25 protein-coding genes are annotated in these 26775 nt (G+C 72.3%); 3 read left to right on the top strand and 22 right to left on the bottom strand.

Going from position 1 to position 26775, the window contains the following annotated elements; translation table 11 throughout:
* Positions 1 to 27: 27 nt before the first annotated feature.
* From ACERUJ_RS06640 to ACERUJ_RS06610, 7 genes are all read right to left on the bottom strand, one after another.
* Entirely contained in the window at positions 28 to 1086 is a 1059-nt protein-coding gene (locus tag ACERUJ_RS06640) for an ABC transporter ATP-binding protein (RefSeq protein ID WP_370247690.1), read from the bottom strand.
* Positions 1087 to 1115: 29 nt separating this feature from the next.
* Positions 1116 to 2120 (bottom strand): ABC transporter permease, encoded by a 1005-nt coding sequence (locus tag ACERUJ_RS06635; protein ID WP_370247689.1) that lies wholly within the window; start codon positions 2118 to 2120, stop codon positions 1116 to 1118.
* Positions 2121 to 2320: 200 nt separating this feature from the next.
* Entirely contained in the window at positions 2321 to 4102 is a 1782-nt protein-coding gene (locus ACERUJ_RS06630; RefSeq protein ID WP_370247688.1) for an ABC transporter substrate-binding protein, read from the bottom strand.
* A gap of 41 nt (positions 4103 to 4143) precedes the next feature.
* The gene (locus ACERUJ_RS06625) at positions 4144 to 5166 is read right to left on the bottom strand and encodes an ABC transporter permease (protein ID WP_370247687.1); all 1023 of its coding nucleotides are present in this window, start codon (positions 5164 to 5166) and stop codon (positions 4144 to 4146) included.
* Positions 5167 to 5319: 153 nt separating this feature from the next.
* Positions 5320 to 7107, bottom strand: coding sequence for an aspartate--tRNA ligase (gene aspS / locus ACERUJ_RS06620; protein ID WP_370247686.1), 1788 nt, complete (start codon positions 7105 to 7107; stop codon positions 5320 to 5322).
* A complete protein-coding gene (gene hisS / locus ACERUJ_RS06615; RefSeq protein ID WP_370247685.1) occupies positions 7104 to 8483 on the bottom strand; it encodes a histidine--tRNA ligase in 1380 nt (459 codons plus the stop codon). Before hisS ends, aspS begins: the two co-directional genes overlap by 4 nt.
* Before the next feature lie 3 nt (positions 8484 to 8486).
* A complete protein-coding gene (locus tag ACERUJ_RS06610; RefSeq protein WP_370247684.1) occupies positions 8487 to 9203 on the bottom strand; it encodes an MBL fold metallo-hydrolase in 717 nt (238 codons plus the stop codon).
* A gap of 130 nt (positions 9204 to 9333) precedes the next feature.
* Here ACERUJ_RS06610 and ACERUJ_RS06605 point away from each other — a divergent pair, with 130 nt between their 5' ends.
* On the top strand, positions 9334 to 10563 hold the full coding sequence (locus ACERUJ_RS06605; protein WP_370247683.1) for a DUF349 domain-containing protein: 1230 nt from the start codon (positions 9334 to 9336) through the stop codon (positions 10561 to 10563).
* Positions 10564 to 10582: 19 nt separating this feature from the next.
* Positions 10583 to 10735: a hypothetical protein gene (locus ACERUJ_RS06600; RefSeq protein ID WP_370247682.1), complete on the top strand. Its 153-nt coding sequence runs from the start codon at positions 10583 to 10585 to the stop codon at positions 10733 to 10735.
* A gap of 96 nt (positions 10736 to 10831) precedes the next feature.
* Here ACERUJ_RS06600 and ACERUJ_RS06595 read toward each other — a convergent pair whose 3' ends face one another.
* From ACERUJ_RS06595 to pdxT, 10 genes are all read right to left on the bottom strand, one after another.
* Positions 10832 to 13063 (bottom strand): bifunctional (p)ppGpp synthetase/guanosine-3',5'-bis(diphosphate) 3'-pyrophosphohydrolase, encoded by a 2232-nt coding sequence (locus ACERUJ_RS06595; protein WP_370247681.1) that lies wholly within the window; start codon positions 13061 to 13063, stop codon positions 10832 to 10834.
* A 123-nt stretch (positions 13064 to 13186) separates the two neighbouring features.
* Positions 13187 to 13762 carry an adenine phosphoribosyltransferase gene (locus ACERUJ_RS06590; protein ID WP_370247680.1) on the bottom strand — a complete coding sequence of 192 codons (576 nt, stop codon included), beginning with the start codon at positions 13760 to 13762 and terminating at the stop codon, positions 13187 to 13189.
* 3 nt (positions 13763 to 13765) lie between these two features.
* Positions 13766 to 15031 (bottom strand): protein translocase subunit SecF, encoded by a 1266-nt coding sequence (gene secF / locus ACERUJ_RS06585; RefSeq protein WP_370247679.1) that lies wholly within the window; start codon positions 15029 to 15031, stop codon positions 13766 to 13768.
* Positions 15031 to 16983, bottom strand: coding sequence for a protein translocase subunit SecD (gene secD / locus ACERUJ_RS06580; RefSeq protein ID WP_370247678.1), 1953 nt, complete (start codon positions 16981 to 16983; stop codon positions 15031 to 15033). Before secD ends, secF begins: the two co-directional genes overlap by 1 nt.
* Positions 16984 to 16992: 9 nt before the next feature.
* Positions 16993 to 17331 (bottom strand): preprotein translocase subunit YajC, encoded by a 339-nt coding sequence (gene yajC / locus ACERUJ_RS06575; RefSeq protein WP_370247677.1) that lies wholly within the window; start codon positions 17329 to 17331, stop codon positions 16993 to 16995.
* 151 nt (positions 17332 to 17482) lie between these two features.
* Entirely contained in the window at positions 17483 to 18550 is a 1068-nt protein-coding gene (ruvB, locus tag ACERUJ_RS06570) for a Holliday junction branch migration DNA helicase RuvB (RefSeq protein ID WP_370247676.1), read from the bottom strand.
* An 11-nt stretch (positions 18551 to 18561) separates the two neighbouring features.
* Entirely contained in the window at positions 18562 to 19158 is a 597-nt protein-coding gene (gene ruvA, locus ACERUJ_RS06565; protein ID WP_370247675.1) for a Holliday junction branch migration protein RuvA, read from the bottom strand.
* Entirely contained in the window at positions 19155 to 19742 is a 588-nt protein-coding gene (gene ruvC, locus ACERUJ_RS06560; RefSeq protein ID WP_370247706.1) for a crossover junction endodeoxyribonuclease RuvC, read from the bottom strand. Before ruvC ends, ruvA begins: the two co-directional genes overlap by 4 nt.
* 108 nt (positions 19743 to 19850) lie before the next feature.
* Entirely contained in the window at positions 19851 to 20618 is a 768-nt protein-coding gene (locus ACERUJ_RS06555; protein WP_370247674.1) for a YebC/PmpR family DNA-binding transcriptional regulator, read from the bottom strand.
* A 53-nt stretch (positions 20619 to 20671) separates the two neighbouring features.
* A complete protein-coding gene (gene pdxT, locus ACERUJ_RS06550; protein WP_370247673.1) occupies positions 20672 to 21265 on the bottom strand; it encodes a pyridoxal 5'-phosphate synthase glutaminase subunit PdxT in 594 nt (197 codons plus the stop codon).
* Positions 21266 to 21324: 59 nt separating this feature from the next.
* Here pdxT and ACERUJ_RS06545 point away from each other — a divergent pair, with 59 nt between their 5' ends.
* Entirely contained in the window at positions 21325 to 22173 is an 849-nt protein-coding gene (locus ACERUJ_RS06545) for a hypothetical protein (protein ID WP_370247671.1), read from the top strand.
* A 189-nt stretch (positions 22174 to 22362) separates the two neighbouring features.
* Here the strand turns inward: ACERUJ_RS06545 and ACERUJ_RS06540 are convergent, their stop codons facing one another.
* From ACERUJ_RS06540 to ACERUJ_RS06520, 5 genes are all read right to left on the bottom strand, one after another.
* Positions 22363 to 23802: a carboxylesterase/lipase family protein gene (locus ACERUJ_RS06540; RefSeq protein ID WP_370247670.1), complete on the bottom strand. Its 1440-nt coding sequence runs from the start codon at positions 23800 to 23802 to the stop codon at positions 22363 to 22365.
* 51 nt (positions 23803 to 23853) lie between these two features.
* Entirely contained in the window at positions 23854 to 24753 is a 900-nt protein-coding gene (gene pdxS / locus ACERUJ_RS06535) for a pyridoxal 5'-phosphate synthase lyase subunit PdxS (protein ID WP_370247669.1), read from the bottom strand.
* A gap of 10 nt (positions 24754 to 24763) precedes the next feature.
* Entirely contained in the window at positions 24764 to 25411 is a 648-nt protein-coding gene (gene pgsA / locus ACERUJ_RS06530) for a phosphatidylinositol phosphate synthase (RefSeq protein ID WP_370247668.1), read from the bottom strand.
* Positions 25412 to 25524: 113 nt separating this feature from the next.
* Positions 25525 to 26070 carry an HIT domain-containing protein gene (locus tag ACERUJ_RS06525; protein WP_370247667.1) on the bottom strand — a complete coding sequence of 182 codons (546 nt, stop codon included), beginning with the start codon at positions 26068 to 26070 and terminating at the stop codon, positions 25525 to 25527.
* Entirely contained in the window at positions 26067 to 26774 is a 708-nt protein-coding gene (locus ACERUJ_RS06520) for a TetR/AcrR family transcriptional regulator (RefSeq protein ID WP_370247666.1), read from the bottom strand. Before ACERUJ_RS06520 ends, ACERUJ_RS06525 begins: the two co-directional genes overlap by 4 nt.
* Position 26775: the final 1 nt, after the last annotated feature.

The following is a 26775-nucleotide window of genomic DNA, read 5'->3' as shown; positions in this document are numbered from 1 at the left end:
TCGGGTCGATGGGCTCGTTCTCGGCGCTCACGCCGTCTCCTTGCTCTGACTCGGGTCGACGACCGGCAGCACCCGCGCGCGGTAGGTGGCCAGCGGATCGGGGAGGTGACAGCGACGCAGGTGGCCCGCGCTGCTGCCCGGCACCAGCTCGGGCAGCACCGTGCTGCACAGGGCACCGGGCACCTCGGAGGCGTACACGCAGCGCGGGTGGAACGCACAGCCCGACGGCGGCGACAGCAGGCTCGGCGGCGTGCCGGGGATGGGCACCAACCGCTGGGTGGTGTCGGCGCTCAGCTCGGGGATCGAGGACAGCAGACCCCAGGTGTAGGGCATCTCGGGCTGCACGAGGATCTCGCGGGTCGGGCCGTACTCCACCGGCCGGCCGCCGTACATGACGAGCACGTCGTCGGCCATCTCCGCCACGACGCCGAGGTCGTGGGTGATGATCACGATCGCGGAGTTGTACTCGCGCTGCAGGTCCTGCAGCAGGTCCAGGATCTGGGCCTGCACGGTGACGTCGAGCGCGGTGGTCGGCTCGTCGGCGATCAGCAGCCGCGGCGAGTTGATCAGCCCCATCGCGATCATCACGCGCTGGCGCATGCCGCCGGAGAACTGGTGGGGGTAGTCGCGCACCCGGGCGTCGGGCTGCGGGATGCCCACGCGGTCCAGGGCCTCGATCGCCGCCCTGGTGGCGTCGCGCTTGCTGGCCCCCCGGTGGTGCAGCTGGTAGGCCTCCACCAGCTGGGCGCCGATGGTGAAGAACGGGTGGAGCGAGGCCAGCGCGTCCTGGAAGATCATCGCGACGTCGTTGCCGCGGATCTTGGCCAGCTCGGCCTCCGACATGCCGACGATCTCGCGGCCGCCGACCTTGATGGACCCGCTGATGCGGGTGCGCTTGGCGTCGTGCAGGCCGAGCACGGCCATGCTGGAGACCGACTTGCCGGACCCGGACTCACCGACGATGCCCAGGGTGCGGCCCATCTCGACGGAGTAGCTGAGGTTGGAGACCGCGCTGACGACGCCGTCCTCGGTCGGGAACTTCACCGTGAGGTCGTCGACGACCAGGTACGGCTCGGAGGCACCCACGTGACTCCCCTTCGGGCTCGGGGCGGCGGTCACGACAGCTTCACCCGCGGGTCGAGGAAGCTGTAGACGATGTCCACCACCAGGTTGGCGGTGATGATGAAGAACGCGGCGATCAGGACCGTGGCGGTGACGACCGGGATGTTCGAGGGGTTGCCGGTGATCGCCCGCAGGCCCCAGTTGCCGATGCCGTCGATGTCGAAGATGTACTCGGTGAACACCGTGCCGCCGAGCAGGGCGCCGAGGTCGAGCCCGAAGATCGTCACGACCGGCACGATCGCGGCCCGCAGCGCGTGCTTGTAGATCACGACCCGGGAGGACTGACCCTTGGCGACGGCGGTGCGGATGTAGTCCTCACCGATCGTCTCGAGCATTTGGCCGCGGGTGAAGCGGGAGTAGGCCGTGGCGTTGGTGAGGCCGAGCACGAGCCAGGGCAGGAGCAGTCCACCGGCCCAGGTCAGCGGATTCTCGAGGAACGGGTGGTAGGTCGTCTCCGGGAAGACCGAGACCTTCTGGGTGAGGAAGATCCACGCCAGCAGCGCGACGACGTAGTACGGGATGGCGGAGACCACCAGGGTGGAGGCCACGAGGAACCGGTCGCCGAGACTGCCGCGCACCCGCGCGGCCGACACCCCGATCGCGACGCCGAGGAGCAGGTAGATCGCGGAGCCGCCCAGGGCCAGCGACAGGGTCGCGGGGTACTTGTCCTTGAGCTCGTCGGTGACCAGCGCGCGGGTGTTGTAGGACACGCCCAGGCAGGGGGCGCTGCAGTCGTACTTCTCCGCCTCGGAGAACTCGATCTGCCGACCGGCGACCAGGCCCTTGGACCACTCGCCGTAGGCGACCAGCAGCGGCTTGTCCAGGCCCATCGAGGCGGTGATCGCCTCGAGTCGTTCCGGGGTGCACCGTCCCCGGGCGTCGCACAGCGCCTGGGCGGGGTCGCGCGGACCCTTGAAGAAGAGCGTGAACACGATCAACGAGGTCAGTGCGAGGACGAGCAGGGCGGCGATGAGACGCCGCAGGATGAAGCCAGCCATGGGGGCCTTCCGTCGGTCACCGAGTGTGGACGTGACTCCGGTTCGCCCGCCGTGGAGGCCGGGCGAACCGGATCAGATCGACACTCGTGGTCGAGATCCGACCGGGGACGGTCGTGTGGACCGTCCCCGGCCCCGGGTCCTCGACCCGCGGCGGGCGCGGAGCCCGCTGCGGGATCGAGCGACGCCGGATCGGGTCTGGATCAGCTCTGGGTCAGCCAGATGCTCTTGAACGTCGGCATGCCGAAGACCGGGTCGTCGTAGTGGCCGTTGACGTTCGAGCCGTGGGTCTGGATGACGCCGTCGTACCCGGTGACGATGAGCGGGTAGTAGGTGTCGTGGATGTACTTGTCCAGCTCGTCCCAGGCGGCCGGCTGCTCCTCGATCGGCAGCTCCTGGATCGACGCGATGCGGTCGTCCACGTCCTGCTCGGAGAACACGGCGTAGTTCTGGGAGATCTGACCCTGGGCCTCGAGGTCCTCGGTCTTGAGCAGCGGCGGGAACCATGAGCCACCCGAGGGCCAGTCCGAGCACCAACCGGCGGAGCGCACGTTCACCGGGGCGTCGGGGTCCTCCCGGTCCGCGGTGGCGTTGGCCAGCGTGGTCGGGATGGGCTTGGCGGTGAAGCCACCCTCCTCCAGGCCCTTGACGATGGCGTCCTTGGTGGCGACGGCGGCGGGGTCGTCGGAGATGAAGAAGAACCGCAGCTCGTAGCCCTCCTCGCCGGCCTCGGCCAGCAGCTCACGGGCCTTGGCGGGGTCGGTCTCACCGACCGACACGCCGGGCAGCGGCTCGTACTCGGTGCGGCCGGGGGTGCCCGGGGGCATCAGGTTGGAGCCGGGGGCACGGTTGACGCCCTCGATCAGGCCGGCGGCCTTGATGGCGGCCTTGTAGGGGAACGCGTAGCCGATGGCCTGGCGGACCCGGATGTCGGTGATCTGGCGGTAGTCCGGCGCCCAGTAGCGGGTGCAGGGCGTGCCGCCGACGACGAGCCGGTCGGAGGCGTTCTCGGTGAAGGCGCGGTAGTTCGAGCCCTGGATGTCGTCCATCGTGAAGGTGTTCTTGGCGTCACCCTCGTCGTTGAGCAGGATCTGGTCGACCTTCTCGCTCGGGACGGTGTAGTCGAACTCCCAGCGGTCCGGGTACGCGGTGCGGCCGGGGTCGGTGGCGGGGTCCCAGTTGGGGTTGCGCACCAGGGTCAGCTTCTCGCCCGGGGTGTAGTCCTCGAACATGTAGGGACCGGTCGCCAGGGGGTGCAGCTTGTACTTGGCGGGGTCGGACTTGGCACCGGCCGGGATCGGGCCGTTGGCCGGGAACGCCGCCCAGTACGCCATGTCGGGGAAGGGCTTGGCCATCGTGATGGTGATGTCCATGCCGTCGACCTTGATCGAGTCCAGCTCCGCACCCTTGCCGGTGTACGGGCCCTCGTAGTCGGCGCCGCCCTCGTAGTAGTCCTTGCTGTAGAAGCCGGGGGACTCGGGGAAGGTCGAGATGTCCATGGTGCGCTCGAGGCCGAACTTGATGTCCTCGGGCGTGACGGGGGTGCCGTCCTCGTACTTGATGCCGTCACGCAGGGTGAAGGTCCACTCGGTGAAGTCCTCGTTGGGACGACCCGTGTCGGTGGCGAGGTCGGGGACCAGGGTGACGCCCTTGGTCTCCGGGTCGTAGACGTACTGCGTCAGCGACCGGGTGACCAGGCCGCTGAGCAGCGAGGCGGTGTGGACGTAGTAGGACTCGCTGGGGTCCATCGTCTCGAGCGGGGTCACCGAGATCATCTTCACGGTGCCGCCGGTCTGGGCGCCCTCGATGGTCACCGGGCCCTGACGGGTCGGGTCCTGGGCGTCGCCGAGGTCGCCACCGGTCTGGAGGCCGGAGTTCTCGCCGGGGCCGTCGGACCCCTCGTTGTCGTCACTCCCGCCGCACGCGCTCAACGCGAGCCCGAGCGCGAGCGAACCGGCCACCAGCCGGGTTGTCCTTCGCATCATGCATGTCACCTTTCGTGGATTCCCGACCGGGCGAACCTTGATCACCGGCGAGTCTTGGGGTCGAACGCGTCGCGCACCGCGTCGCCGAGGAGATTGAGCGCGAGCACCAGGACGGCGATCAGCGTCACCGGCGCGAAGAGGTAGAGCGGGTACTGGTCGTAGTACTTCGAGGCCTGGTTGATCATCTGGCCGAGCGAGGGCCGGCCGGTGATCCCGATGCCGAGGTAGGACAGCCCCGCCTCCGCCGTGACGTAGGCCGGCAGCCCGAGCGAGATCGCGATGACGATCGGCGCCACGAGGTTGGGCAGCAGCTCGCGGAACAGGATGCGCGAGGTGCGCGCGCCCATGACCTCGGCGGCCTGGACGAACTCGCGCTCGCGCAGGGAGAGCACCTGGCCGCGCACCAGTCGCGCCAGGCTCATCCAGCCGAAGGTCACCAGGATCGCGATGAGGGCGATGAACTGGGCACGGGCGAGCTCGGCAGCGCTGGCCCCGAAGCGGTCGACCAGGATCGGGGTGAGGGCGAGGGCGCCGAGCAGGAACGGGAAGGACAGGAACAGGTCGATCACGAACGAGATGACCCGGTCGACCCAGCCGCGGGAGAACCCGGCGACGAGGCCGATCACGACGCCGAGCACGGTGCTCGCCACCGTGGCGATCGTGGCGATGATCAACGACGTCCGCAGTCCGACCAGCAGGGTGGCGAGGTTGTCGGTGGCCGTGGCGGGCGCGATGCCGAGCGGGTGGTCCCAGGTGAACGGGTGCAGCGGCGGCCCGAAGGCCGGCAGGCCGTCGAACTCGGTGGCGGTGGCGATGTCGAGGGAGTACTTGCCGTCGACGGTCGCGGAGATCTTGAGCAGGTCGGTGATCAGGCCGGAGAAGACCGCCAGGAGCACCAGCAGGGCCACGATGGACAGGCACACCATCGCGACGGTGTCGCGACGCAGCCGGCTCAGGGCGATCCGGAACGGCGAACGACCGTGGAACCGGGCCGCCTCGGAGGCCGACACCGTCTCGGTGTCGTCCGAGGGCCCTTCGGCCGCCACCTGCTCCAACATCGCCATCGAGGCGCCTCCTTCGAGGTGGTGCGCACGGCGCGCACCGCCTCGAAGGACATTAGGCGATCAGGTCTCGCAAGTCGGGTTCGAAGAGGTAACGATCACGTCTCGATCCCCGGTCCGGGCGAGCGGCCGAATCAGGGCGAAAACAGCGCCGGACTACTTCCCCGCCGCAAGATCGGCGGTCGCCTCGTCGTCCTCCGGGACGATGTCCACCCCGGCCTCGGCGCGCTGCTGGGCGCTGATGGCCGCGGGGGCGTCGGTGAGCGGGTCGACGCCGCCGCCGGACTTCGGGAACGCGATCACCTCGCGGATCGAGTCGGTGCCGGCGAGCAGGGCCACGACCCGGTCCCAGCCGAACGCGATGCCGCCGTGCGGCGGGGCGCCGTACTTGAAGGCGTCGAGCAGGAACCCGAACTTCTCCTGCGCGGCGTCCTCGTCGATCCCCATGATCGCGAAGACCCGCTTCTGCACGTCCTCGCGGTGGATACGGATCGAGCCGCCCCCGATCTCGTTGCCGTTGCAGACGATGTCGTAGGCCCAGGCCAGGGCGTGGCCGGGGTCGGCGTCGAACCCGTCGAGGTCCTGGGGGGAGGTGAAGGCGTGGTGCACCGCGGTCCAGGCACCGTCGCCCACCGCGACGTCGCCGGCCGCCGTGGCGTCGTCGGCCGGCTCGAAGAGCGGGGCGTCGACGACCCACAAGAAGCTCCAGGCGCTCTCGTCGAGCAGGCCGCAGCGGCGGCCGATCTCCAGGCGCGCCGCACCGAGCAGGGCGCGGCTGGGCTTGGGCAGTCCGGCGGCGAAGAAGATGCAGTCGCCGGGCACGGCGCCGACGTGGGCCGCGATGCCGGCCAGCTCGGTCTCCGAGAGGTTCTTGGCCACCGGGCCGGTGAGCGAGCCGTCCTCCTGCACCAGCACGTAGGCGAGCCCGCGCGCACCCCGCTGCTTGGCCCACTCCTGCCAGGCGTCGAGCTGCTTGCGTGGCTGGCTCGCTCCCCCGGGCATGACGACGGCGCCGACGTAGGGCGCCTGGAAGACGCGGAAGGTGGTCTCGGCGAAGAAGTCGGTGCACTCGACCAGCTCCTGGCCCATCCGCAGGTCGGGCTTGTCCGAGCCGTAGCGGGCCATCGCCTCGGCGTAGGTCATCCGGGGCAGCGGGAGCGGGACGTCGTGGCCGATCAGCTTCCACAGCGCGGCGACGATCTCCTCGCCGAGCGCGATGACGTCGTCCTGGTCGACGAAGCTCATCTCGATGTCGAGCTGGGTGAACTCCGGCTGCCGGTCGGCGCGGAAGTCCTCGTCGCGGTAGCAGCGCGCGATCTGGTAGTACCGCTCGAGGCCACCGACCATGAGCAGCTGCTTGAACAGCTGGGGGCTCTGCGGCAGGGCGTACCAGGAGCCCGGGCGCAACCGCGCGGGCACCAGGAAGTCGCGCGCACCCTCGGGGGTCGAGCGGGTCAGGGTGGGGGTCTCGACCTCGACGAAGTCGTGGCCGGCCAGGACGGTGCGGGCCGCCTGGTTGACCCGGCTGCGCAGCCGGATCGCCTGCGCGGGACCGGAGCGGCGCCGGTCGAGGTAGCGGTGCCGCAGCCGCGACTCCTCCCCCACCTCCACGTGGTCGTCGATCGGGAAGGGCAGCGGTGCCGCCGCGCTGAGGACCTCCAGCTCGGAGGTGATGACCTCGATCTCGCCGGTGGGCAGCGCCGGGTTGGCGTTGCCCTCGGGACGACGCGCGACCTCCCCGACGACCTTGATGCAGTACTCGCTGCGCAACGCCGAGGCGACGGCCTCGTCGCGCACGACCACCTGCACCACGCCGCTGGCCTCCCGCAGGTCGAGGACGGCCACCCCGCCGTGATCGCGACGCTTGGCGACCCACCCCGCGAGCGTGACGGTGGTGCCGATGTGCTCGGCGCGCAGGGCGCCGGCGTCGTGGGTGCGGATCACGAGTCCTCCTTGACGATGACCCGAGGCCGCAGGTCGGCCTCGGGCGGGGTCCAGACGGCGGGGTCGGCCGCGGTCTGCTCTCCTGAACGGATGTCCTTGACCTGGTGGTCGGCCGGGTCGCCCTCAGGGCCGGGGAACCAGACGTAGGGGATGCCGCGCCGCTCGGCGGTGCGGATCTGCTTGCCGAACTTCGCCGCAGTCGGGGCGACCTCGCAGGCGATGCCGCGGGACCGCAGGGCGTCGGCGACGGCGTCGCTCTCGGCGCGCCGCTCCTCCTCCACCACCGCGACGAGCACGACGCTGGGCACCGAGCGATCGCCCACCAGGGCGCCGCGGCCCAGGATCGGCACCAGCACCCGGCTCACGCCCAGCGAGATGCCGACGCCGGGGTAGGTGGCGCGTCCGTCGCTGGCCAGGGCGTCGTAGCGGCCGCCGGAGCAGATCGAGCCCAGGCCCTCGGCGCCCACCAGGCGGGTCTCGAAGACCGTGCCGGTGTAGTAGTCGAGGCCGCGGGCGATGGAGAGGTCGGCCACGACGGTGACGCGCTCGCGCCCCGGGGCCGCGGCGAGGGCGGCGCAGCCGCGCCCGACCTCGGCGAGCTCGGCGAGACCCTCGTCGAGCAGCGGGTGCTCCACGCCGAGGGCGCGCACCTGCGCCACGAAGCCGTCGTCCTCGGTGCGGATGGCGGCCAGGGCGAGGCACTGCTCGGCCTGGGCGCCGGTGAGCCCGGCCTCCGCGACCAACAGCTCGGCGACCTTCTCGGCCGGCAGCTTGTCGAGCTTGTCGACCAGCCGCATGACCTCGTCGACGTCGGGGGCACCGAGACCGGCGTAGAAGCCCTGGATGAGCTTGCGGTTGTTCACCTGCAGCCGGAAGCCGGGCAGGAAGTCCAGCCGCGAGAGCGCGTCGAGCATGACGCGCGCGACCTCGACGTCATGGTGGAAGGGCAGCGTGTCGCGCCCGATGATGTCGATGTCGGCCTGGGTGAACTCGCGGTAGCGCCCGTCCTGGGGCCGCTCGCCGCGCCAGACCTTCTGGATCTGGAAGCGGCGGAAGGGGAACTCCAGCTTCCCGGCGTTCTCCAGGACGTAGCGGGCGAAGGGCACGGTGAGGTCGAAGTGCAGGCCTAGACCGGCCGTGCGGTCGGCGTCGGCCCTCTCCTGCGGGGCCTCCTGCAGGCGGCGCAGGACGTAGACCTCCTTGGAGGTGTCGCCCTTGCGGAGCAGCTGGTCCATCGGCTCCACCGCGCGGGTCTCGATGCCGGCGAAGCCGTGCAGCTCGAAGGTGGCGCGCAGGGTGTCGATCACCTGCTGCTCGACCACCCGCTGGGCGGGCAGCAGCTCGGGGAACCCGCTGAGCGGGGTCGGCTTGGCCATGGCTCACAGACCCCGCGTGACGGGGCCCGCGCCCGGCCGGCCGTCGTCGAGGAGGTCCAGCAGGTAGGGGTTGGTGGCGCGCTCGCGGCCGATCGAGGTCTGCTCGCCGTGACCGGGCAGCACGACGACGTCGTCGGCGAGCGGCAGCACCTTCTCGCGCAGGCTGCGCAGCATGGTGGCGTGGTCGCCGCCGGGCAGGTCGGTGCGACCGATCGAGCCGGCGAAGAGCAGGTCGCCCGAGAACATGACCTCCGAGACCTCGGGGGCGTCGTAGGGCGTGCGGAACGCCACCGAGCCGGCGGTGTGGCCCGGCGCGTGGTCCACGACGAAGCGCAGGCCGGCCAGCTCCAGCTCCTGGGCGTCGGTGAGCTCGCGGACGTCGTCGGGCTCGGCGAACTCGTACTTCCCGCCGAGCAGCATCGCGGTGGTCTCGCGAGACATGCCCTGCATCGGGTCGGCGAGCAGGTGCCGGTCGGCCGGGTGGATCCAGGCAGTGGCGTCGTAGGTGCCGGCCACGGGGGCGACGCACCACATGTGGTCGACGTGGCCGTGGGTCACCAGCACGGCGACCGGCTTGAGGCGGTGCTCGCGCACGACCTGCTCGACACCGGCGGTGGCGTCCTTGCCGGGGTCGATGATCACGCACTCCGTCCCGGGTCCGGTGGCGGCGACGTAGCAGTTGGTGCCCCACGGTCCTGCGGGGAAGCCGGCGATCAGCACCGACTCAGGGTAGCGAGACCGTCTCGTTCCGCGCCTTCGGGTATCGCGGGGGCCCCCCCCTGCTGCCGTAGGGTGGCCTGCGTGCCCGCCGGGACGCGCGGGTAGTCGGTACCGACGAAGAGGATCCGCAGTGACGAGCAACGACTGGGGCCGGGTCGCCGAAGACGGCACGGTGTACGTCAAGACCATCGAGGGCGAGCGGGCCGTGGGCTCCTACCCCGCCGGCACCGCCGAGGAGGCGCTGGCGTTCTTCACCGAACGCTTCGCCGCGCTGGCCTTCGAGGTGCAGCTGCTCGAGCAGCGCATCGCAGGCGGGAAGCTGGGCCCCGAGGAGGCCGCCTCGTCGGTCAAGACGGTGCGCGAGCAGGTCACCGGCGCGAACGCCGTGGGCGACCTCGCCGGTCTGGTGGGCCGCCTCGACGCCCTCGCCCCGCTCATCGCCGCCCAGCGGGAGGCCCGACGCGCCGAGCGCGCCCAGGCCACCGCCGCCGCCAAGGAGGCCAAGGAGGCGCTGGTCGGCGAGGCCGAGGCCATCGCGGCCGGCACCGACTGGCGGGGCGGGGCCAACCGCCTGCGCGACCTGCTGGACCAGTGGAAGGCGCTGCCGCGCATCGACCGCGCCGCCGACGACGCCCTGTGGAAGCGCTTCTCCGGCGCCCGGACCTCCTACACCCGCCGCCGCAAGGCGCACTTCGCCGAGCAGGACCAGCGCCGCGAGGGTGCGCGCGCGGTGAAGGAGAAGCTGTGCACCGAGGCCGAGGCGCTGGCCACCTCCACCGACTGGCGCGCCACCGCCGAGCGCTACCGCGACCTCATGCGCGACTGGAAGGCCGCCGGCCCGGCCCCCAAGGACGTCGACGACGCCCTGTGGAAGCGGTTCCGCGGGGCGCAGGACGCGTTCTTCGGTGCCCGCGAGGCCGCCAACGCCGCCCTGGACGCGGAGTTCGAGCAGAACGCCGTGGTCAAGGACGCCCTGCTGGTCGAGGCGGAGGCACTGCTGCCGATCACCGACCTCGACGCCGCCAAGAAGGCGCTGCGCGACATCGCCGACCGCTGGGAGGCCGCGGGCAAGGTCCCCCGGGCCCGCATGAAGGAGCTCGAGGGCCGGATGCGCGCCGTCGAGCAGGCCGTGCGCGCCGCCGAGGACGACCAGTGGCGCCGCTCGGACCCCGAGAAGTCCGCCCGCGCCGACGACATGGTGTCCAAGCTCGAGGCCGCGATCGCCCAGGTGGAGGCCGACCTCGAGAAGGCCCGCGCCGCCGGCGACGAGAAGAAGGTCGCCTCCCTGGAGGAGAACCTCGCCTCCCGCGAGCTGTTCCTCGAGACCGCCCGCCGCGCCTCGGCCGACTTCGGGCGCTGACCCGGCCCGCACTTCGGCGATGACCCGCGACGACGACCCCCGGCTCGACACCCGGTTCGAGCCGGGGCCCAGCGGCGGGATGGTCTGCCTGATCTGCCGCGCGATCGTGCGCTCCGGCCGCGCCGACCTCAAGGTGCACCTCTCCTGGCACGACGACGTCGCCCGCCGCTAGCCCCGACGTCCCTCGGGGTCGCCCGGGGTGGTCGTCGTACCAACCGCTGCTGCTGTTGCGCGGCCGCGGAACAGCACCGACGGTTGGTACGACGCCCTACTGCGTGACCCGGTAGGCGTCGAAGACGCCGGGCACCGAGCGCACCGCGGCCAGCACGGTGTCGAGGTGCTTGGCCTCGGCCATCTCGAAGGTGAACCGCGACTTCGCGACGCGGTCGCGGGTGGTGGACAGGGTGGCGGAGAGGATGTTCACGTGGGCGTCGGAGAGCGCCATCGTGATGTCGGAGAGCAACCGGGCCCGGTCCAGCGCCTCGACCTGGATGTTGACCAGGAAGGTCGACTGGCCGGTGGGCGCCCACTCCACCGAGAGCACCTTCTCGGGCTGGGTGCGCAGCTCGGCGGCGTTGGTGCAGTCCTCGCGGTGCACCGACACGCCCCCGCCCTTGGTGACGAAGCCGAGGATCTCATCAGGCGGCACCGGGGTGCAGCACTTGGCCAGCTTCACCCACACGTCGGGCGCGCCCTTGACGATGACGCCGGCGTCGCCGCCGGTGGGCATCCGGGAGCGGTGGCGCCGGCCCGTGATCGTGACGGCCTCGGCGAGGTCCTCGCGCGCCCCTTCGTCGCCGCCGTGGAGGTCGACGACGCGCCGCACGACCGCCTGGGCCGAGAGGTTGCCCTCCCCCACCGCGGCGTAGAGCGCGGTGACGTCGGCGATGTGGAAGTGGGTGGCGACCTCGGTGAGCGTCTCGTGCGAGAGCAGGCGCTTGAGGGGCAGGCCCTCCTTGCGCATGAGCTTGGCGATCTGCTCCTTGCCGCGCTCGATCGCTTCCTCGCGCCGCTCCTTGGTGAACCACTGGCGGATCTTGGAGCGGGCGCGCGGGGACTTCACGAACGTCAGCCAGTCCTGGGAGGGACCCGCGGTGGGCGACTTGGTGGTGAAGACCTCCACGACGTCGCCGTTCTCCAGGGTGGACTCCAGCGGCACCAGCCGGCCGTTCACCCGCGCCCCGATGGTGTGGTGGCCGACCTCGGTGTGCACCGCGTAGGCGAAGTCCACCGGGGTGGCGCCCGAGGGCAGCGCGATGACGTCGCCACGGGGGGTGAAGACGTAGGTCTCGGACTGGTTGATCTCGAAGCGCAGCGACTCCAGGAACTCCCCCGGGTCCTCGACCTCGTTCTGCCAGTCGAGCAGCTGGCGCACCCAGGACATCTCCTCGGGGCCGGCCTGCTTGTCGGTGTCGCGGCCCTCCCGGCCGTCCTCCTTGTACTTCCAGTGCGCCGCGACGCCGTACTCGGCGCGGCGGTGCATCCCGAAGGTGCGGATCTGCATCTCCACCGGTTTGCCCTGCGGCCCGATCACGGTGGTGTGCAGCGACTGGTACATGTTGAACTTCGGCAGCGCGACGTAGTCCTTGAACCGCCCCAGCACCGGGTTCCAGCGCGAGTGCAGCACGCCCAGCACCGAGTAGCAGTCGCGGTCGTCGTCGACCAGGATCCGGATGCCGACCAGGTCGTAGATGTCGGAGAACTCCCGGCCCCCCACGATCATCTTCTGGTAGATCGAGTAGTAGTGCTTCGGGCGGCCGGTGACGGTGGCCTTGAGCTTGGCCTCGCGCAGGTCGCGCTCGACCTGGCTGATCACCTGGGCCAGGAACTGGTCGCGCGAGGGCGCCCGCTCGGCCACCATCCGCACGATCTCGTCGTAGATCTTGGGGTGCAGGGTCGCGAACGCGAGGTCCTCGAGCTCCCACTTGATGGTGTTCATGCCCAGCCGGTGGGCCAGCGGGGCGTAGATGTCGAGGGTCTCGCGGGCGGTGCGCTCCTGACTCTTGAGCGGCACGTAGCGCAGGGTGCGCATGTTGTGCAGCCGGTCGGCGAGCTTGATGACCAGCACGCGGATGTCGCGCGACATCGCCACGATCATCTTGCGGATCGTCTCGGCCTGCGCGGAGTCGCCGTAGACGACCTTGTCCAGCTTGGTGACGCCGTCGACCAGGCGGGCGACCTCGTCGCCGAAGTCGCGTCGACACTGCTCGAGGGTGTACTCGGTGTCCTCGACGGTGTCGTGCAGCAGCGCAGCGACCAGGGTCGGCTCGGTCATGCCGATGCCGGCGAGGATCGTCGTGACCGCCAGCGGGTGGGTGATGTAGGGGTCGCCGCTCTTGCGTGTCTGGGTGCCGTGCAACCGCTCGGCCATCGTGTAGGCCTTCTCGAGCAGCGCGAGGTCGGCCTTGGGGTGGTTGGCCCGCACCGCCCGGAACAGCGGCTCGAGCACCGGGTTGGTCGACGACGGCCGGCTGCCGACGCGCGCGAGGCGGGCCCGCATGCCCCGACCCGACCCGCCCGCGCCCCCTGGGACGCCGGGGGTCGACGGCTCGGACGCGCTCGCCCCACCCGGCGTGCGGGGATCCGCAGGGGCCGTGGTGCGCTCGGTCGTCATGACCCGATCCTAGTCGCCCGACACGATCTCGACGGCGTGCACCGGCAGATCACCGAGGCGTGAGCGACCGGCCAGGAACCCGAGCTCGAGCAGGACGGCCAATGCCGTCGGCACCGCCCCGCCGGCGCGGACGAGGTCGCAGGCGGCGGCCGCGGTGCCGCCGGTGGCCAGGACGTCGTCGATCACCAGCACCCGCGCGCCGGGGGCGAGGGAGTCGCGGTGCACCTCGATCTCGGCGGCACCGTACTCGAGCTCGTAGCTGACGGCGTGGGTGGCGCGGGGCAGCTTGCCGGCCTTGCGGACCGGCACGAACCCGACCCCGAGCTCCAGGGCGACCGGGGCGCCGAGGATGAAGCCGCGGGCCTCGAGCCCGACGACGACGTCCACCGCCGTCGCACCGGTCGCGTCGCGCCCGGCGTCGGCGAGCGAGGCGACGACGGCGCGCAGCCCGGCGGCGTCGGCGAAGACCGGGGTGAGGTCCTTGAACACCACCCCGGCCTCGGGGAAGTCCGGCACGTCGACGGTGAGCGAGCGCAGGGCCCGCCCCGCGGCCTCACGCCGCAGCACCACCGCGGGATCGGACACGGACTACTTCTTGCCGCGCTTGGAGCGCGCCTTGCGGCTGGGCTGCACCCGACCGGCGCTGCCCGAGCGCTCCACGGGCCCGCGGGCCTCCGGCACCGTGCGGCCACGACCGGGTCCCGAGGGCTCCTTGTCCAGCCGCGGCGGGGCCTGGAACGGCTTCTGCGGCACAGTCGCGACCGGCACGCCGGCGCCGTCCTCGCCCTGCTCCATCTCGGCGTCCAGCCCCGGCGGGGCGGCGGCGATCGGCATGTCCTCCCGGAAGGTCGGCACCGACGCATAGCGGTCGGCCTTGGCCCGCTCGCGCGCCTTGGCGCGCTTGGCGGCGAGGACGACCTCGGTCTCGGTGGACTTCAGGTGCACCAGCACGCGCGGGGCGAGGATGACCGAGGAGTAGACGCCCACGGCCATGCCGACGAACTGCGAGAGCGCGAGGTCCTGCAGCGAGCTGGCGCCCAGCTGCACGGCGCTGACGTAGAGGATCGCGCCGATCGGGATGAGCGCCACGATGCCGGTGTTGATCGAGCGCACCAGGGTCTGGTTGACCGCGAGGTTGGCGGCGTCGGCGTAGGAGAGCCGGGTCTTCGGCATCTCGTGGGTGTTCTCCTTGACCTTGTCGAACACCACGACGGTGTCGTAGAGGGAGAACGCCAGGATGGCGAGCAGACCGGTGACCGCCGACGGCGTGACCTGGAAGCCCGAGAGGGCGTAGATGCCGATGGTGATCGTGACGTCGTGGGCCAGCGCGACGAACGCGGCCACCGACATCTTCCACTCGCGGAAGTACAGGGCGATGAAGATCAGCACCAGGACGAGGAACACCGCGACGCCGAGCAGCGCCCGCTGGGCGACCTCCTCACCCCAGCTGGCGCCGATCTCGGAGGTCGTGATGTCGTCCGGCGCGACGCCCGAGGCCTCGCTGAGGGCCTGGGAGACGGTGTCGGTCTCACCGACGGTCATCTCCTCGACCTGGATCAGCACGGCGTCGCCCGCGGTGGTGACGATGGGCGCGTCGGCCGCAGCGATGTCGGTGCCGGCGACGCTCTCGCGCAGCCGGTCGGCGTCGTCCTGGCTGGGCGCGCTGATCGGCACGCGGAACTCGGTGCCACCGGTGAACTCGATGCCGAAGTTGAGGCCCTTGACCACGATGGCGCTGGCCGCGAGGGCCACCACCGCACCGGTGATGGCGTACCAGAGCCAGCGACGACCGACGAAGTCGATCGACCGGCGGCCGTTGTAGAGCTGGTTGCCCAGCCGTGACATCTTGCCCATCAGGCCTTGCCTCCCGCCGCGGCCGGCACCCGTGCCGGCTGGTCGTCGCCGTCGATGCCGAGCGTCTCGGGGCTGAGCCCGGAGAGCCGGTGACCGCTGTTGAAGAAGTGGAACCGCGCCAGCCAGGACACCATCGGCTTGGTGAACCAGAACAGGATCGCGAGGTCGACCAGGGTGGTCAGGCCCAGCGCGAAGCCGAAGCCCTTCACCGCTCCGGTGGCGAAGATGTAGAGCACCAGCGCGGAGAGCATCGAGACCACCTGGGCGGCCAGACGCGTGACCCGCGCGCGACGCCAGCCGCTCTCGACCGCGACCCGCATCGACTTGCCCTCGCGCATCTCGTCGCGGATGCGTTCGAAGAAGATGATGAAGGAGTCGGCCGTGATGCCGACCGCGATGATCAGGCCCGCGATGCCGGGCAGGGTGAGGGTGAACCCGATGCCCTCGCTCAGCAGGACCACGAGCGCGTAGGTGGTGGCGGCCGCCGCGAGCAGCGAGGCCACGACCACCAGGCCGAGGCCGCGGTAGTAGAGCAGGCAGTAGATCAGCACCAGGCCCAGGCCGAACGCACCCGCGGTGAGGCCCGCGGTCAGCTGGTCGCCGGCGAGCGAGGGACCCACGGTCTCGGTGGTCGGCTCGAAGGAGATCGGCAGGGCGCCGAACTTCAGGCTCGTGGCCAGGCTCTCGGCCTCGGTGGTGCTGAAGGTGCCGGTGATCTGCGCGTCGCCGTTGGGGATGCTGCCGTTGAACGTCGGCGCCGAGAGGACGACGCCGTCGAGGACCATCGCGAACTGGTTGTCGTTGCCGGCCCACTGGGCGGAGAGGTCGGCGAAGACCTGCTTGCCCGGGTCGCCGATCTTGAGCTGCACCACCGGGGCCACGTCGCCCGACGGGATCGTCCACGACGCGTCGTCGAGGTCGGTACCGGCGATGACCGACGGGCTGAGCAGGTACTTGGTGGCGGGCTGGGCCGGGGACCGGCTCGTCTCGGCCTGTGCGGGCGCGCACGCGACCAGGGGCTCGGTCGGGGCGTCCACCGGGGTGGCCGGCACGTCGGCGGGGGCGCCGGCGGCCTTGACCGTGATGCCCTCGTCGGTGCACTCGTAGGCGTTGAAGAGGTCGACGTCGGCTTGGGTGAAGCCGCCGTTGAAGAACGCCAGGGCGTCCTGGAGCGACACCACCGCGTTGGGGTCGGCGACATCGGCCGCGTCGTCGGCGGGGGCCGGGGTCGGCTCCGCGCCCGGGCCGGCCGACGGGCTGGCGGACGGGCTGGCCGACGGGCTGGCGCTACCGCTCGGGCTGGCGCTACCGCTCGGGCTGGGCGAGCCGCTCGGACCCTCCGCCTCGGCGAGGGAGGGAGCGAGGCCGAACGGGGCCACGCGGTTGGCGCCACCGCTGGCGGGGGCGCTGGGCTGGCCGCCCTGACCGCCCTGGCCGCCCTGGCCGCCCTGCTGGCCGGCACCGGTGCTCGGGGCACCGCTGGGGGCACCGCTGGGGGCACCGGTCGCGTCGGGGGCCTCGGTGGGCAGGATGCTCGGGTCGATCGGCGTCTGCGCGCCGCCCGCGCCACCGGGCGTGCAGCTCGGGTTGATCGCGCTGGGGCAGGTCACGAGCCGGAACCGCAGCTGCGCCTGGCGCTGCACGGTCTCGATCAGGTCGCGGCGCTGCTCGCCCGGGATCTCCACCACGACGGTGTTGCCGTTCTGGGTGGTGACCTCGGCCTCGGCGACACCCGAGCCGTTCACACGGTCGTCGATGATGCGGCGGGCCTGCTGCAGCGCCTCGTCGTTCGGGACGCTGTCGGCGGTGAGGGTGATGCGCGTGCCGCCCTGGAGGTCCAGGCCCAGCTGCGGCTTCCAGACGCCGTTGAGGGCCACGAGGCCGAAGAGGATCGCCAGGCCCAGGAGGAAGGACACCAGGGTCCGACCGGGCCGGTACTGCTTGTTCGCCATAGCCTTGCGTCAGCCCTTCGGGGTCTGGTCGGTCGGGTCGATCGGGTCGTCTGAGCCGGTCGAGCCGGTGGAGTCGGTGGACGGCTCGGGGTCGCTCAGACGCGCGCCCACGGCGCCGCGGGCGACGGTGAGGACGACGCCGGGCGCCACCTCCACCCGCACGCGGTCCTCCTCGAGGCCGCGCACGTGGCCGTAGACGCCGCTGGTGAGCATGATCTCGTCGCCCGGGCCGAGTGCGTCCTGGAGCGCGACGTGCTCGGCCTGCCGGCGGCGGGCCGGGCGGAGGACGAGCAGCCAGAAGACGGCCACCGCTCCCACGAGGGGCAGGAGCTGGAGGAGCTCGGGCACACCGTCGCCTTCCTGTGGTCGTGCGCCGACGACCCGGTCGTGGGGTGTCGTGCGGCGGCGCGGACGGGGTGCCCGCGGTCCGACGGGCAAGCATAGCCAGGGGGGTGAGGCGGTCCCGCATCGCAGCCCTCCCGCTCGGCGGGCGCCGGACTCAGCCGAACAGGGTGGCGCCCTCGGTGGGGGGCGGGGGTCGCAGCCCCAGGTGCTCCCAGGCCGCGGGGGTCGCGACCCGCCCGCGGGGGGTGCGGGCGAGGAAGCCGGTGCGCACGAGGAAGGGCTCGGCGACCTCCTCCACGGTCTCGCGCTCCTCCCCCACCGCGACCGCGAGGGTGGAGACGCCCACCGGTCCCCCGCCGAAGCGCCGGCACAGCACGTCGATGACCGCGCGGTCGAGCCGGTCCAGGCCGAGCCGGTCGACCTCGTAGAGATCCAGGGTGGCCTGGGCGACCGCCAGGGTGACGACGCCGTCGGCGCGCACCTGGGCGTAGTCGCGCACCCGCCGCAGCAGCCGGTTGGCGATGCGGGGGGTGCCGCGCGAGCGCGAGGCGATCTCGGCGGCGCCGTCGTCGGTGAGGACGACGCCGAGGAGGCCCGCCGAGCGCCGCACGATGGCGTCGAGCTCGGTGGGGTCGTAGAACTCCAGGTGCCCGGTGAACCCGAACCGGTCGCGCAACGGCCCGGGCAGCAGACCCGCCCGGGTGGTCGCGCCCACGAGCGTGAACGGCGGGATCTCGAGCGGGATCGCGGTGGCGCCGGGACCCTTGCCGATCACGACGTCGACCCGGAAGTCCTCCATCGCGAGGTAGAGCATCTCCTCGGCCGGGCGCGACATCCGGTGGATCTCGTCGATGAAGAGCACGTCGCCCTCGTTGAGCCCCGAGAGGATGGCGGCGAGGTCGCCGGCGTGGGTGATCGCCGGACCCGAGGTGAGGCGCAACGGCACGCTCATCTCGGCGGCGATGATCATCGCCAGCGTCGTCTTGCCCAGACCGGGCGGGCCGGAGAGCAGCACGTGGTCGGGCGCCCGCCCGCGCTGGCGGGCCGCCTCGAGGACCAGGCTGAGCTGGTCGCGCACCCGGGCCTGCCCGACGACCTCGTCGAGACTGCGCGGGCGCAGCGCTGCCTCGACCGCGCGCTCGTCGCCGTCGGCGTCGGCGGCGGTGAGGGAGCGCAGGTGCGACTCCTCGGCCTGCTCCAGCTCGTCCTCGTGGAAGGGCACGCCCGATCCTCTCAGGCCTTGGAGAGCAGCCGCAGGGCGGCGCGCAGCAGCGCGCCGACGTCGGGCACCGGCCCGGCCTGGTCGGCGACGGCGTCGACGGCCCGCTCGGCGTCACGGGGGTTGTAGCCCAGGCCCACCAGGCCCTCGTGCACCTGCGCGCGCCAGGCCGCGGCCCCCACGGGCGCGCCCGAGGACACGGCCCCGGTGGGCGCGCCGATGCGGTCCTTGAGCTCGAGGATGATCCGCTGGGCGCCCTTCTGACCGATACCGGGCACCTTGGTGAGGGTCTTGACGTCCTCGGAGGCGATGGCGGTGCGCAGCCCGTCGGGCGAGAGCACCGCCACGATGGCCTGGGCGAGCTTGGGTCCGACCCCCGAGGCGGTCTGCACCAGCTCGAAGAGGACCTTCTCCTCCTCGTCGGCGAATCCGTAGAGGGTGAGGGAGTCCTCGCGCACGATCATGCTGGTCGGCAGGGTGGTGCTCTGCCCGGGACGCAGCGTGGCCAGGGTCGCGGGAGTGCACAGCAGCTCCAGCCCCACCCCGCCGACCTCCACGACGGCGCTGGACAGGCTGACGGCGGCCACCTGGCCGCGCACGAAGGCGATCATCGGGCTCCTCCGGGGAGTCGGGACTGGATCGGGGGATGCGTGGTGCGACGCCCGGCGGCCGGGCCGCCGGTGCCGCGCGCGGCGGCCACGGCGTCGTCGAGCCGCTGCTGGCTCGCGCCACGCCAGATGTGGGTGATCGCGAGGGCGAGGGCGTCGGCGGCGTCGGCCGGCCTCGGCGCGGCGTCGAGGCGCAGGATCCGGGTGACCATGGCCCCGACCTGGGCCTTGTCGGCCCGGCCGTTGCCGGACACCGCGGCCTTGACCTCGCTGGGGGTGTGCAGGGCGACCGGCAGCCCGAGGCGCGCCGCGCAGACCATCGCGATCCCGGCGGCCTGGGCGGTGCCCATGATCGTGGAGACGTCGGAGCGGGCGAAGATGCGCTCGATCGCCACCGCGTCGGGACGGTGCTCCTCGATCCAGGCCTCGATCCCGCGCTCGATCGTGACCAGTCGCTGGGGCACCTCGAGGTGCGCGGAGGTGCGCACCACGCCGACGTCGATCAGGTGCAGCGGTCGCCCGACCGTGCCCTCGACCATCCCCAGGCCGCACCGGGTGAGTCCCGGGTCGATGCCGAGCACCCGCACGCGCGCCACCTCTCGTCCGAACACATGTTCGCACGCCACGCTAACGGATCGGCCGGGACCGCAGGCGTCCGACACGCCCGCCGGTGGGGCGGGCGACGGGCGATCCGGTCAGGCGTCGAGCGCCTCGAGCACCTCGGCGGGGATGTCGGCGTTGACGAACACGTTCTGCACGTCGTCGAGGTCGTCCACGACGTCGACGAGCCGGAACACCTTGCCCGCGGCCTCCGGGTCGGCGATCGGGATGTCGAGGGAGGCCACGAACTGCACCTCGGCGGAGTCGTAGTCGATGCCGGCGTCCTGCAGGGCGGTGCGGACCGCGACGACGTCGCTGGGACCGGACTGCACCTCGAACGCCTCACCGAGGTCCTTGACCTCCTCCGCACCGGCGTCGAGCGTGGCCTCGAGGACGTCGTCCTCCGAGACCTCCTTGCCCTCCTGGGTCTTCGGGACGACGACGACGCCCTTGCGGTCGAAGAGCCGCGAGACCGAGCCGGGGTCGGCCATGGTGCCGCCGTTGCGGGTGACCGCGGTGCGGACCTCCATCGCGGCGCGGTTGCGGTTGTCGGTGAGGCACTCCACGAGCAGCGCCACGCCCTGGGGCCCGTAGACCTCGTACATGATCGTCTCGTAGTCGACGCCGCCGCCCTCGAGGCCCCCGCCGCGCTTGACCGCGGAGTCGATGTTCTTGTTCGGCACCGACTGCTTCTTCGCCTTCTGGATGGCGTCGAACAGCGTGGGGTTGCCGCCCGGGTCGGGGCCGCCCATCTTGGCCGCGACCTCGATGTTCTTGATCAGCTTCGCGAACAGCTTGCCGCGCTTGGCGTCGATGGCGGCCTTCTTGTGCTTGGTGGTCGCCCATTTCGAGTGCCCGGACATCGTTCCCTCTTCCTGCTGGCTTGCTGCTGCTGGGGCCGCCCCGCCGCTCGGCGTCAGGCGGCGGCCGCCATCTCGGCGAACATCGCGTGGAGCCGGTGGTCCTCGCCGACCTCGGGATGGAAGGAGGTGGCGAGCACGTGGCCCTGACGGACGGCCACGATCCTATCCAGCGCCGTGCCGAGCACCTCGACCCCCGGCCCGACCTGCTCCACCCAGGGCGCCCGGATGAAGACCCCGTGCACCGGGTCGTCGAGCCCGGCGATCGCGACCGGCCCCTCGAAGGAGTCGACCTGGCGGCCGAAGGCGTTGCGCCGCACGGTGACGTCGAGTCCGCCGAGTCCGCCCACCCGCGCCTGCTCGGCGGTGCCGTCGAGCACGCGGTCGGCGAGCAGGATCAGGCCGGCGCAGGTGCCGAAGGCCGGCATCCCGGCGGCGATGCGGGCGCGCAGCGGCTCCCACAGGTCGAAGGCGAGGGCGAGCTTGACCATCGTCGTGGACTCCCCGCCGGGCAGGACCAGCCCGGCCACGGCGTCGAGCTCGGCGCGCCGCCGCACGGTGACGGCCTCGACCCCCACCCGCTCGAGCGCCTGCACGTGCTCGCGGACGTCGCCCTGCAGGGCCAGCACACCGATCCTCACGGTCGGCATGGTCCCATCCGTCGCGTGCCCGCTGTCGCACCGGGGGCCCGCGGTGGAACAGTGGGGAGGTGGCCACCCCCCGCACCGTCGTCCGCCGCGACACCCACCCCCGCACCCCCACCGTCCCCCGCGCGCTCGTGGCCGTCGTCCTGCTGGTCGCGGCCGGGACCGCCGGCTGCGGCGACGACCCCGGGGCGCGCGGCGTGGCGGCCACCCCGGCCACTCCGGTCGCTCCGGCGCCTGCGACCACCGGCGCTTCGGCGGAGCCCGGCGGGGCGTCGGCGTTCGACGTGACGACGCCCGACGGTGCCTACGGGGCGTGGTTGGCCGCGCTCGCCGACCGCGACGCGGTCGCCGCCTGCGCCCGGCACGCCCCCGAGTTCACCATCGCGCTGCGGCAGGAGGCGATCCTGCGCGACCGCGCCGAGCTGGGCGACCCGTGCACCGGGTTCGCGGCGCTGCTGTGGGAGGACCCCGCGCGCGAGACCGACCCCACCTCGGTGGAGGTGACACTGCAGACCAGCGAGGACGCCGTGGTCGCGGCCGGTTTCCCGGGCGGCGACCGGACGGTCACCCTGGAGCGCCGCGACGGCGCCTGGTTCGTGCTCACCGACGTGCCGCGCGCCGGGACCGGTGCCGCGGCCGGGGCCGCGACCGCCCGCTGGCGGGACGCCTGGTGCACCCTCGAGGTCGGCATGGGGGTGGAGGACCTCGTGGCCGCGATGGGCGAGCCGAGCGGCACCTACACCGTGCGCGACGGCGGCGAACCGCAGCTGTACTGGGCGCAGGCGCCCTACGACTTCCGGGCCTACCTCGACGCCGACCCCCCGCTGGGTCGGGTGCTGGACCTGGTCGGCGACTACGACGCGCTCAGCGCGACCGACCGCGCCGCGCTCCCCTGCCCCGAGCTGCGCTGACGGCGGCGCCGCTCGACCAGTACGTCCTCAGCCCGGATCCACCGACCTGCGACGCCTGAGCCCCACCATCTCGGCACGACAGCAGCGTTGCCGACGCTCGACAACCGACCAGGGTGCCCTCGCATCGGGCGCCTTGCTCTCGCACCCATCTGGTGACGCTCAGCGCGCCGGATGCCGGAGGATCAGGGCTCAGCGGGTGACGACGTCGAGCACCCGCAGCCGGCCCAGCGCCGGGTCAGGTGTCTCCGCGCGCGGACCGCGGGGGGTGAACACCAGCAGGCCGTCGTCGTCGGCCCGGGGCCAGGCCGGCAGGCCCGCGACCTCCGGGCGGCCGGTGCGGGCGAAGGCCACCCAGTACTCAGCGAGGCTGGGATCCCGCTCACCGGTGTCGTCGAACAGGAAACCGACCTCGCTGCCGTGCCGTGAGGCGCCGCGCTCGGCGGCGAAGACGAAGCGGTACGTGGGCGCGCGTCGCGCGTGCCACCGGGCCAGGCGCAGGGCCGGGAGGCGGAACAGGGCGTCGTCGAGCACCTCCTCGGCGTACCGCGAGCCGTAGGCGGCGACGAGCCGCCGGTGCTGCGGGCCACCGAGCGCCGCTCGCAGCGCGTCGGGATCGGTGTCGAAGGAGCGGAAGTCGGCGTCGTCGAACTCGGTGGCGGTGGAGCCGAGGACGTAGGGCACCGCGGTCTCCTCACCGCGGGCGAAGGCCTCGACCGAGGGCCGCGGGAGGACGTCGTCGAGGATCGGGGCGCTGCCGGAGAGCACGTTGAACCGCGAGTCGAGCAACCGGTCGGCCGGGAGCGCGCGCAGCGCCCCCGCGCCCAGGCCGGGGAAGCGCCGCTCGCCCGCGCGCCGGGCCTGCGCCAGCGCGACGGCGTTGTGGTCGCTGGGGGCGGACTGCGCGATGGCGGCGTCGAACAGCCCGGCGGCCCGCGGGGCGGCCATGAGGGCGTTGACCGACATCGCCCCGGCGGAGCCGCCCACCAGCGTCACCCGGGCCGGGTCGCCCCCGAAGGCGGCGGCGTTGTCGCGCACCCAGCGCAGGGCCGCGATCTGGTCGAGCAGGCCGTAGTTCGCCACGCCTCCCGGCAGCGCGGGGTGGGCGAAGAACCCGAGCAGGCCCAGGCGGTAGTTGATGCTCACCAGCACCACCCCGCGTCGGACGAACGCGTCGGCGGCGGCGTCGGCGGTGGCACCGGAGCCGGCGAAGAACCCGCCGCCGTGGAGCCACACGACCACCGGCAGGGGGCCGTCGTCCGCGGGGGCGATCGGGCGCGCGACGTTGAGGTAGAGGCAGTCCTCGCTGCTGCCGGGGCGCGGCTGCAGTCCGCTGGACCCGAAGGCGTAGTCGACCGTGGGCTGCAGGCACGGGGCGCCGTAGGCGTCGGCCGCGCGGACGCCGTCCCAGGCCGGCATCGGCTGTGGCGGCTGCCAGCGCAGCGCCCCGACCGGCGGACGGGCGTAGGGCACCCCGCGCCAGTGGCGCACGCCGTCGTCGTCGACGCCGCGCACGAGCCCGGTGCGGGTCTCGACGGTGCGGGACTCCCCGCCCGACCGGACCGACGGGTCCCCCTCCCGCAGTACGACCGCCCCGAGGACGGTGGCCGCGACGAGGACGAGCGCCCCCACCACGGCCACCGTCACGCGGGACGGCCGGGCGCGACCCGAGATCAGCGGGACCTACCAGCCGCGCTCGGCGAGCCGGTGGGGCTGCGGGATCTCCTCGACGTTGATGCCGACCATGGCCTCGCCCAGGCCGCGGGAGACCTTGGCGATCATGTCGGGGTCGTCGAAGAAGGTGGTGGCCTTGACGATCGCCTCGGCGCGCTGGGCGGGGTTGCCGGACTTGAAGATGCCCGAGCCCACGAACACGCCGTCGGCGCCCATCTGCATCATCATCGCGGCGTCGGCGGGGGTGGCGATGCCGCCGGCGGTGAACAGCACGACGGGCAGCCGGCCCTCGCGGGCGACCTCGGCGACCAGCTCGTAGGGCGCCTGCAGCTCCTTGGCCGCGACGTAGAGCTCGTCGGCCGACAGCGAGCTGAGCCGACGCAGCTCACCGAGGATGGTGCGCATGTGGGTGACGGCGTTGGACACGTCGCCGGTGCCGGCCTCGCCCTTGGAGCGGATCATGGCCGCGCCCTCGGTGATGCGCCGCAGCGCCTCGCCGAGGTTGGTGGCACCGCACACGAAGGGGACGGTGAACTTCCACTTGTCGATGTGGTGGGCGTAGTCGGCCGGGGTGAGGACCTCGGACTCGTCGATGTAGTCGACCCCGAGGCTCTGGATGACCTGGGCCTCGACGAAGTGGCCGATGCGCGCCTTGGCCATGACCGGGATCGAGACGGCCTCGATGATGCCGTCGATCATGTCGGGGTCGCTCATGCGCGACACGCCGCCCTGGGCACGGATGTCGGCGGGGACCCGCTCGAGCGCCATGACGGCGACCGCGCCGGCGTCCTCGGCGATCTTGGCCTGCTCGGGGGTGACGACGTCCATGATGACGCCGCCCTTGAGCATGTCGGCCATTCCGCGCTTGACCCGAGAGGTGCCCTGAAGGTGCTGCTGATCCTGCGACATGACGCCGATCCTACGGCGTGGCCGCTCCCCCTTCGGCGGGGAGGTCGACGGCCTGACGGTAGACCTTCCTCACACGGAAGATCACCGTGTAGGTGTTGGCGACGACCAGGATCCACAGGGCCGCGTACATCAGGAACGGGACGTCGAACAGGTCGCCCAGACCGGTGGCGACGAGGATCAGCACGAGGCGGTCGGCGCGCTCGGCGAGCCCGCCCTTGGCGTCCATGCCGAGCGACTCCGCACGCGCCCGGGCGTAGGAGGTGACCGAGCCCATCACGAGGCAGTAGAGGCTGACGCACAGGTAGAGGTAGTCGTCGCCCTGGTTCTCACCGGTGCCGGCGAAGTAGAGCGCCAGGCCGCCGAACACCGCGCCGTCGCCGATGCGGTCCAGGGTGGAGTCCCAGAACGCGCCGAAGCGGGAGGAGCGCCCGAGCTCGCGCGCCATCTTGCCGTCGATGAGGTCGCTGAACACGAAGGCGGTGATGAACAGGACGCCGGCGAGGAGGTGGCCCTGGGGGAAGAAGATCAGCGCGCCCGCGACCACCCCGAGGGTGCCCACGAAGGTCACGGTGTCGGGACTGATCCCGAGCCGGATGAAGAGTCGCACGAACGGCAGGAGCACGACGCCCTGCCAGAAGCCCTTGAACCTGTCCAACATGGTGGCTGCAACCTAGTGGACGACGCCGCCCGCCGTCGCATCGTGCACGATCCGGCGACAGCGGGCACGCGACGGTTTGCTCGGCTGACCGAGGAAACCGTCGCGCCCGGCGCTCAGCCCTGCCAGTGGGCGGCGAGCAGGTCGCGGGTGTCGCCGAGCAGCTCGGGCAGGGTCTTGGTGCGGCCGATGACGGGCATGAAGTTCTGGTCGCCGGGCCAGCGCGGGACGACGTGCTGGTGCAGGTGGGCGGCGATGCCGGCGCCGGCGATGGCGCCCTGGTTCATGCCGAGGTTGAAGCCCGCGGCGTGGGAGACCGCACGCAGGGTGCGCATCGCCTGGCGCGTCAGGTCGGCCATCTCGGCGGCCTCGGCGTCGGTGGTCTCGGTGTAGTCGGCGATGTGGCGGTAGGGGCACACCAGCAGGTGGCCCGGCGCGTAGGGGTAGAGGTTGAGGACGGCGAACACCAGCTCGCCGCGACGCACGACCAGGCCGTCGGGCTCCTGCGCCGACGGGATGCGGCAGAAGGGGCACTGCCCCGCGCTGGCGTCGTCGGGCTTGTTCTCCCCGCGGATGTAGGCCATCCGGTGTGGGGTCCACAGCCGCTCGAGCTGGTCGGGCTCGCCGACGCCGTCGTGCCGCACCTCCCCCGGTGCGCTCACGCGCCGTCACCGTCGACGGCGAGCAGCTCCTCGGGCAGGTTGAGCAGGTGGGCCATGGGCAGGTCGGGGTCGATCTCCAGACCGAGGCGCCGGATGTGGCCGTCGAGCAGGTTCCAGACCGACATCGAGAGCAGCTCGGCCAGCCGCGCGGCGTCGGGCACCCTCTCCTTACGGGAGAGCCAGCGCAGCACCGTCGCGAACACCGCGCCGACCAGGCCGTGGGCCAGCGGGTCGACCAGCGCCTCCTCGTCGGCGTCGAGGTCGGCGCCGAGCATCGCGATCGCGATCTCGAGCAGGTCGGCGAGCGCGGAGGCGATGCGGTGCAGCCCGAACTCGACGGCGCCGCCGGTGTCCTGCACCGCGAAGGTGTGCAGCGTCGGGTGCTCGACGGTCCAGTCGACGTAGGTGCTGATGATGCGCCGGATGATCTCGTTGATCGAGCCGTCGAGGTTGAGCGCCGGCAGCATCTGCTGGGTGAGGTCGTCCAGCACCCGCGCGCGGATGGCGAGGTCGAGGTCGGTGCGGTCGGTGAAGTGGCGGTAGACCACGGTGCGGTTCAGGCCCGCGCGCTCGGCGATCTGCTGCACGTGGAACTCCGCACCGGCGGGCTGCTCCTCGATGACCGCGATGGCGGCGTCGAGGATCTGCGTGCGGCGCTCCTCGTTGTGCTTGGTCCAGCGTGCCTGCCGACCGTCCTGCGCCATG

This window comes from Nocardioides sp. (genome assembly GCF_964228225.1).
Taxonomy (GTDB): Bacteria; Actinomycetota; Actinomycetes; order Propionibacteriales; family Nocardioidaceae; genus Nocardioides.
The sequence above is the reverse complement of the archived record's forward strand: the minus strand, read 5'-3'. Positions and strand labels throughout refer to the sequence as shown.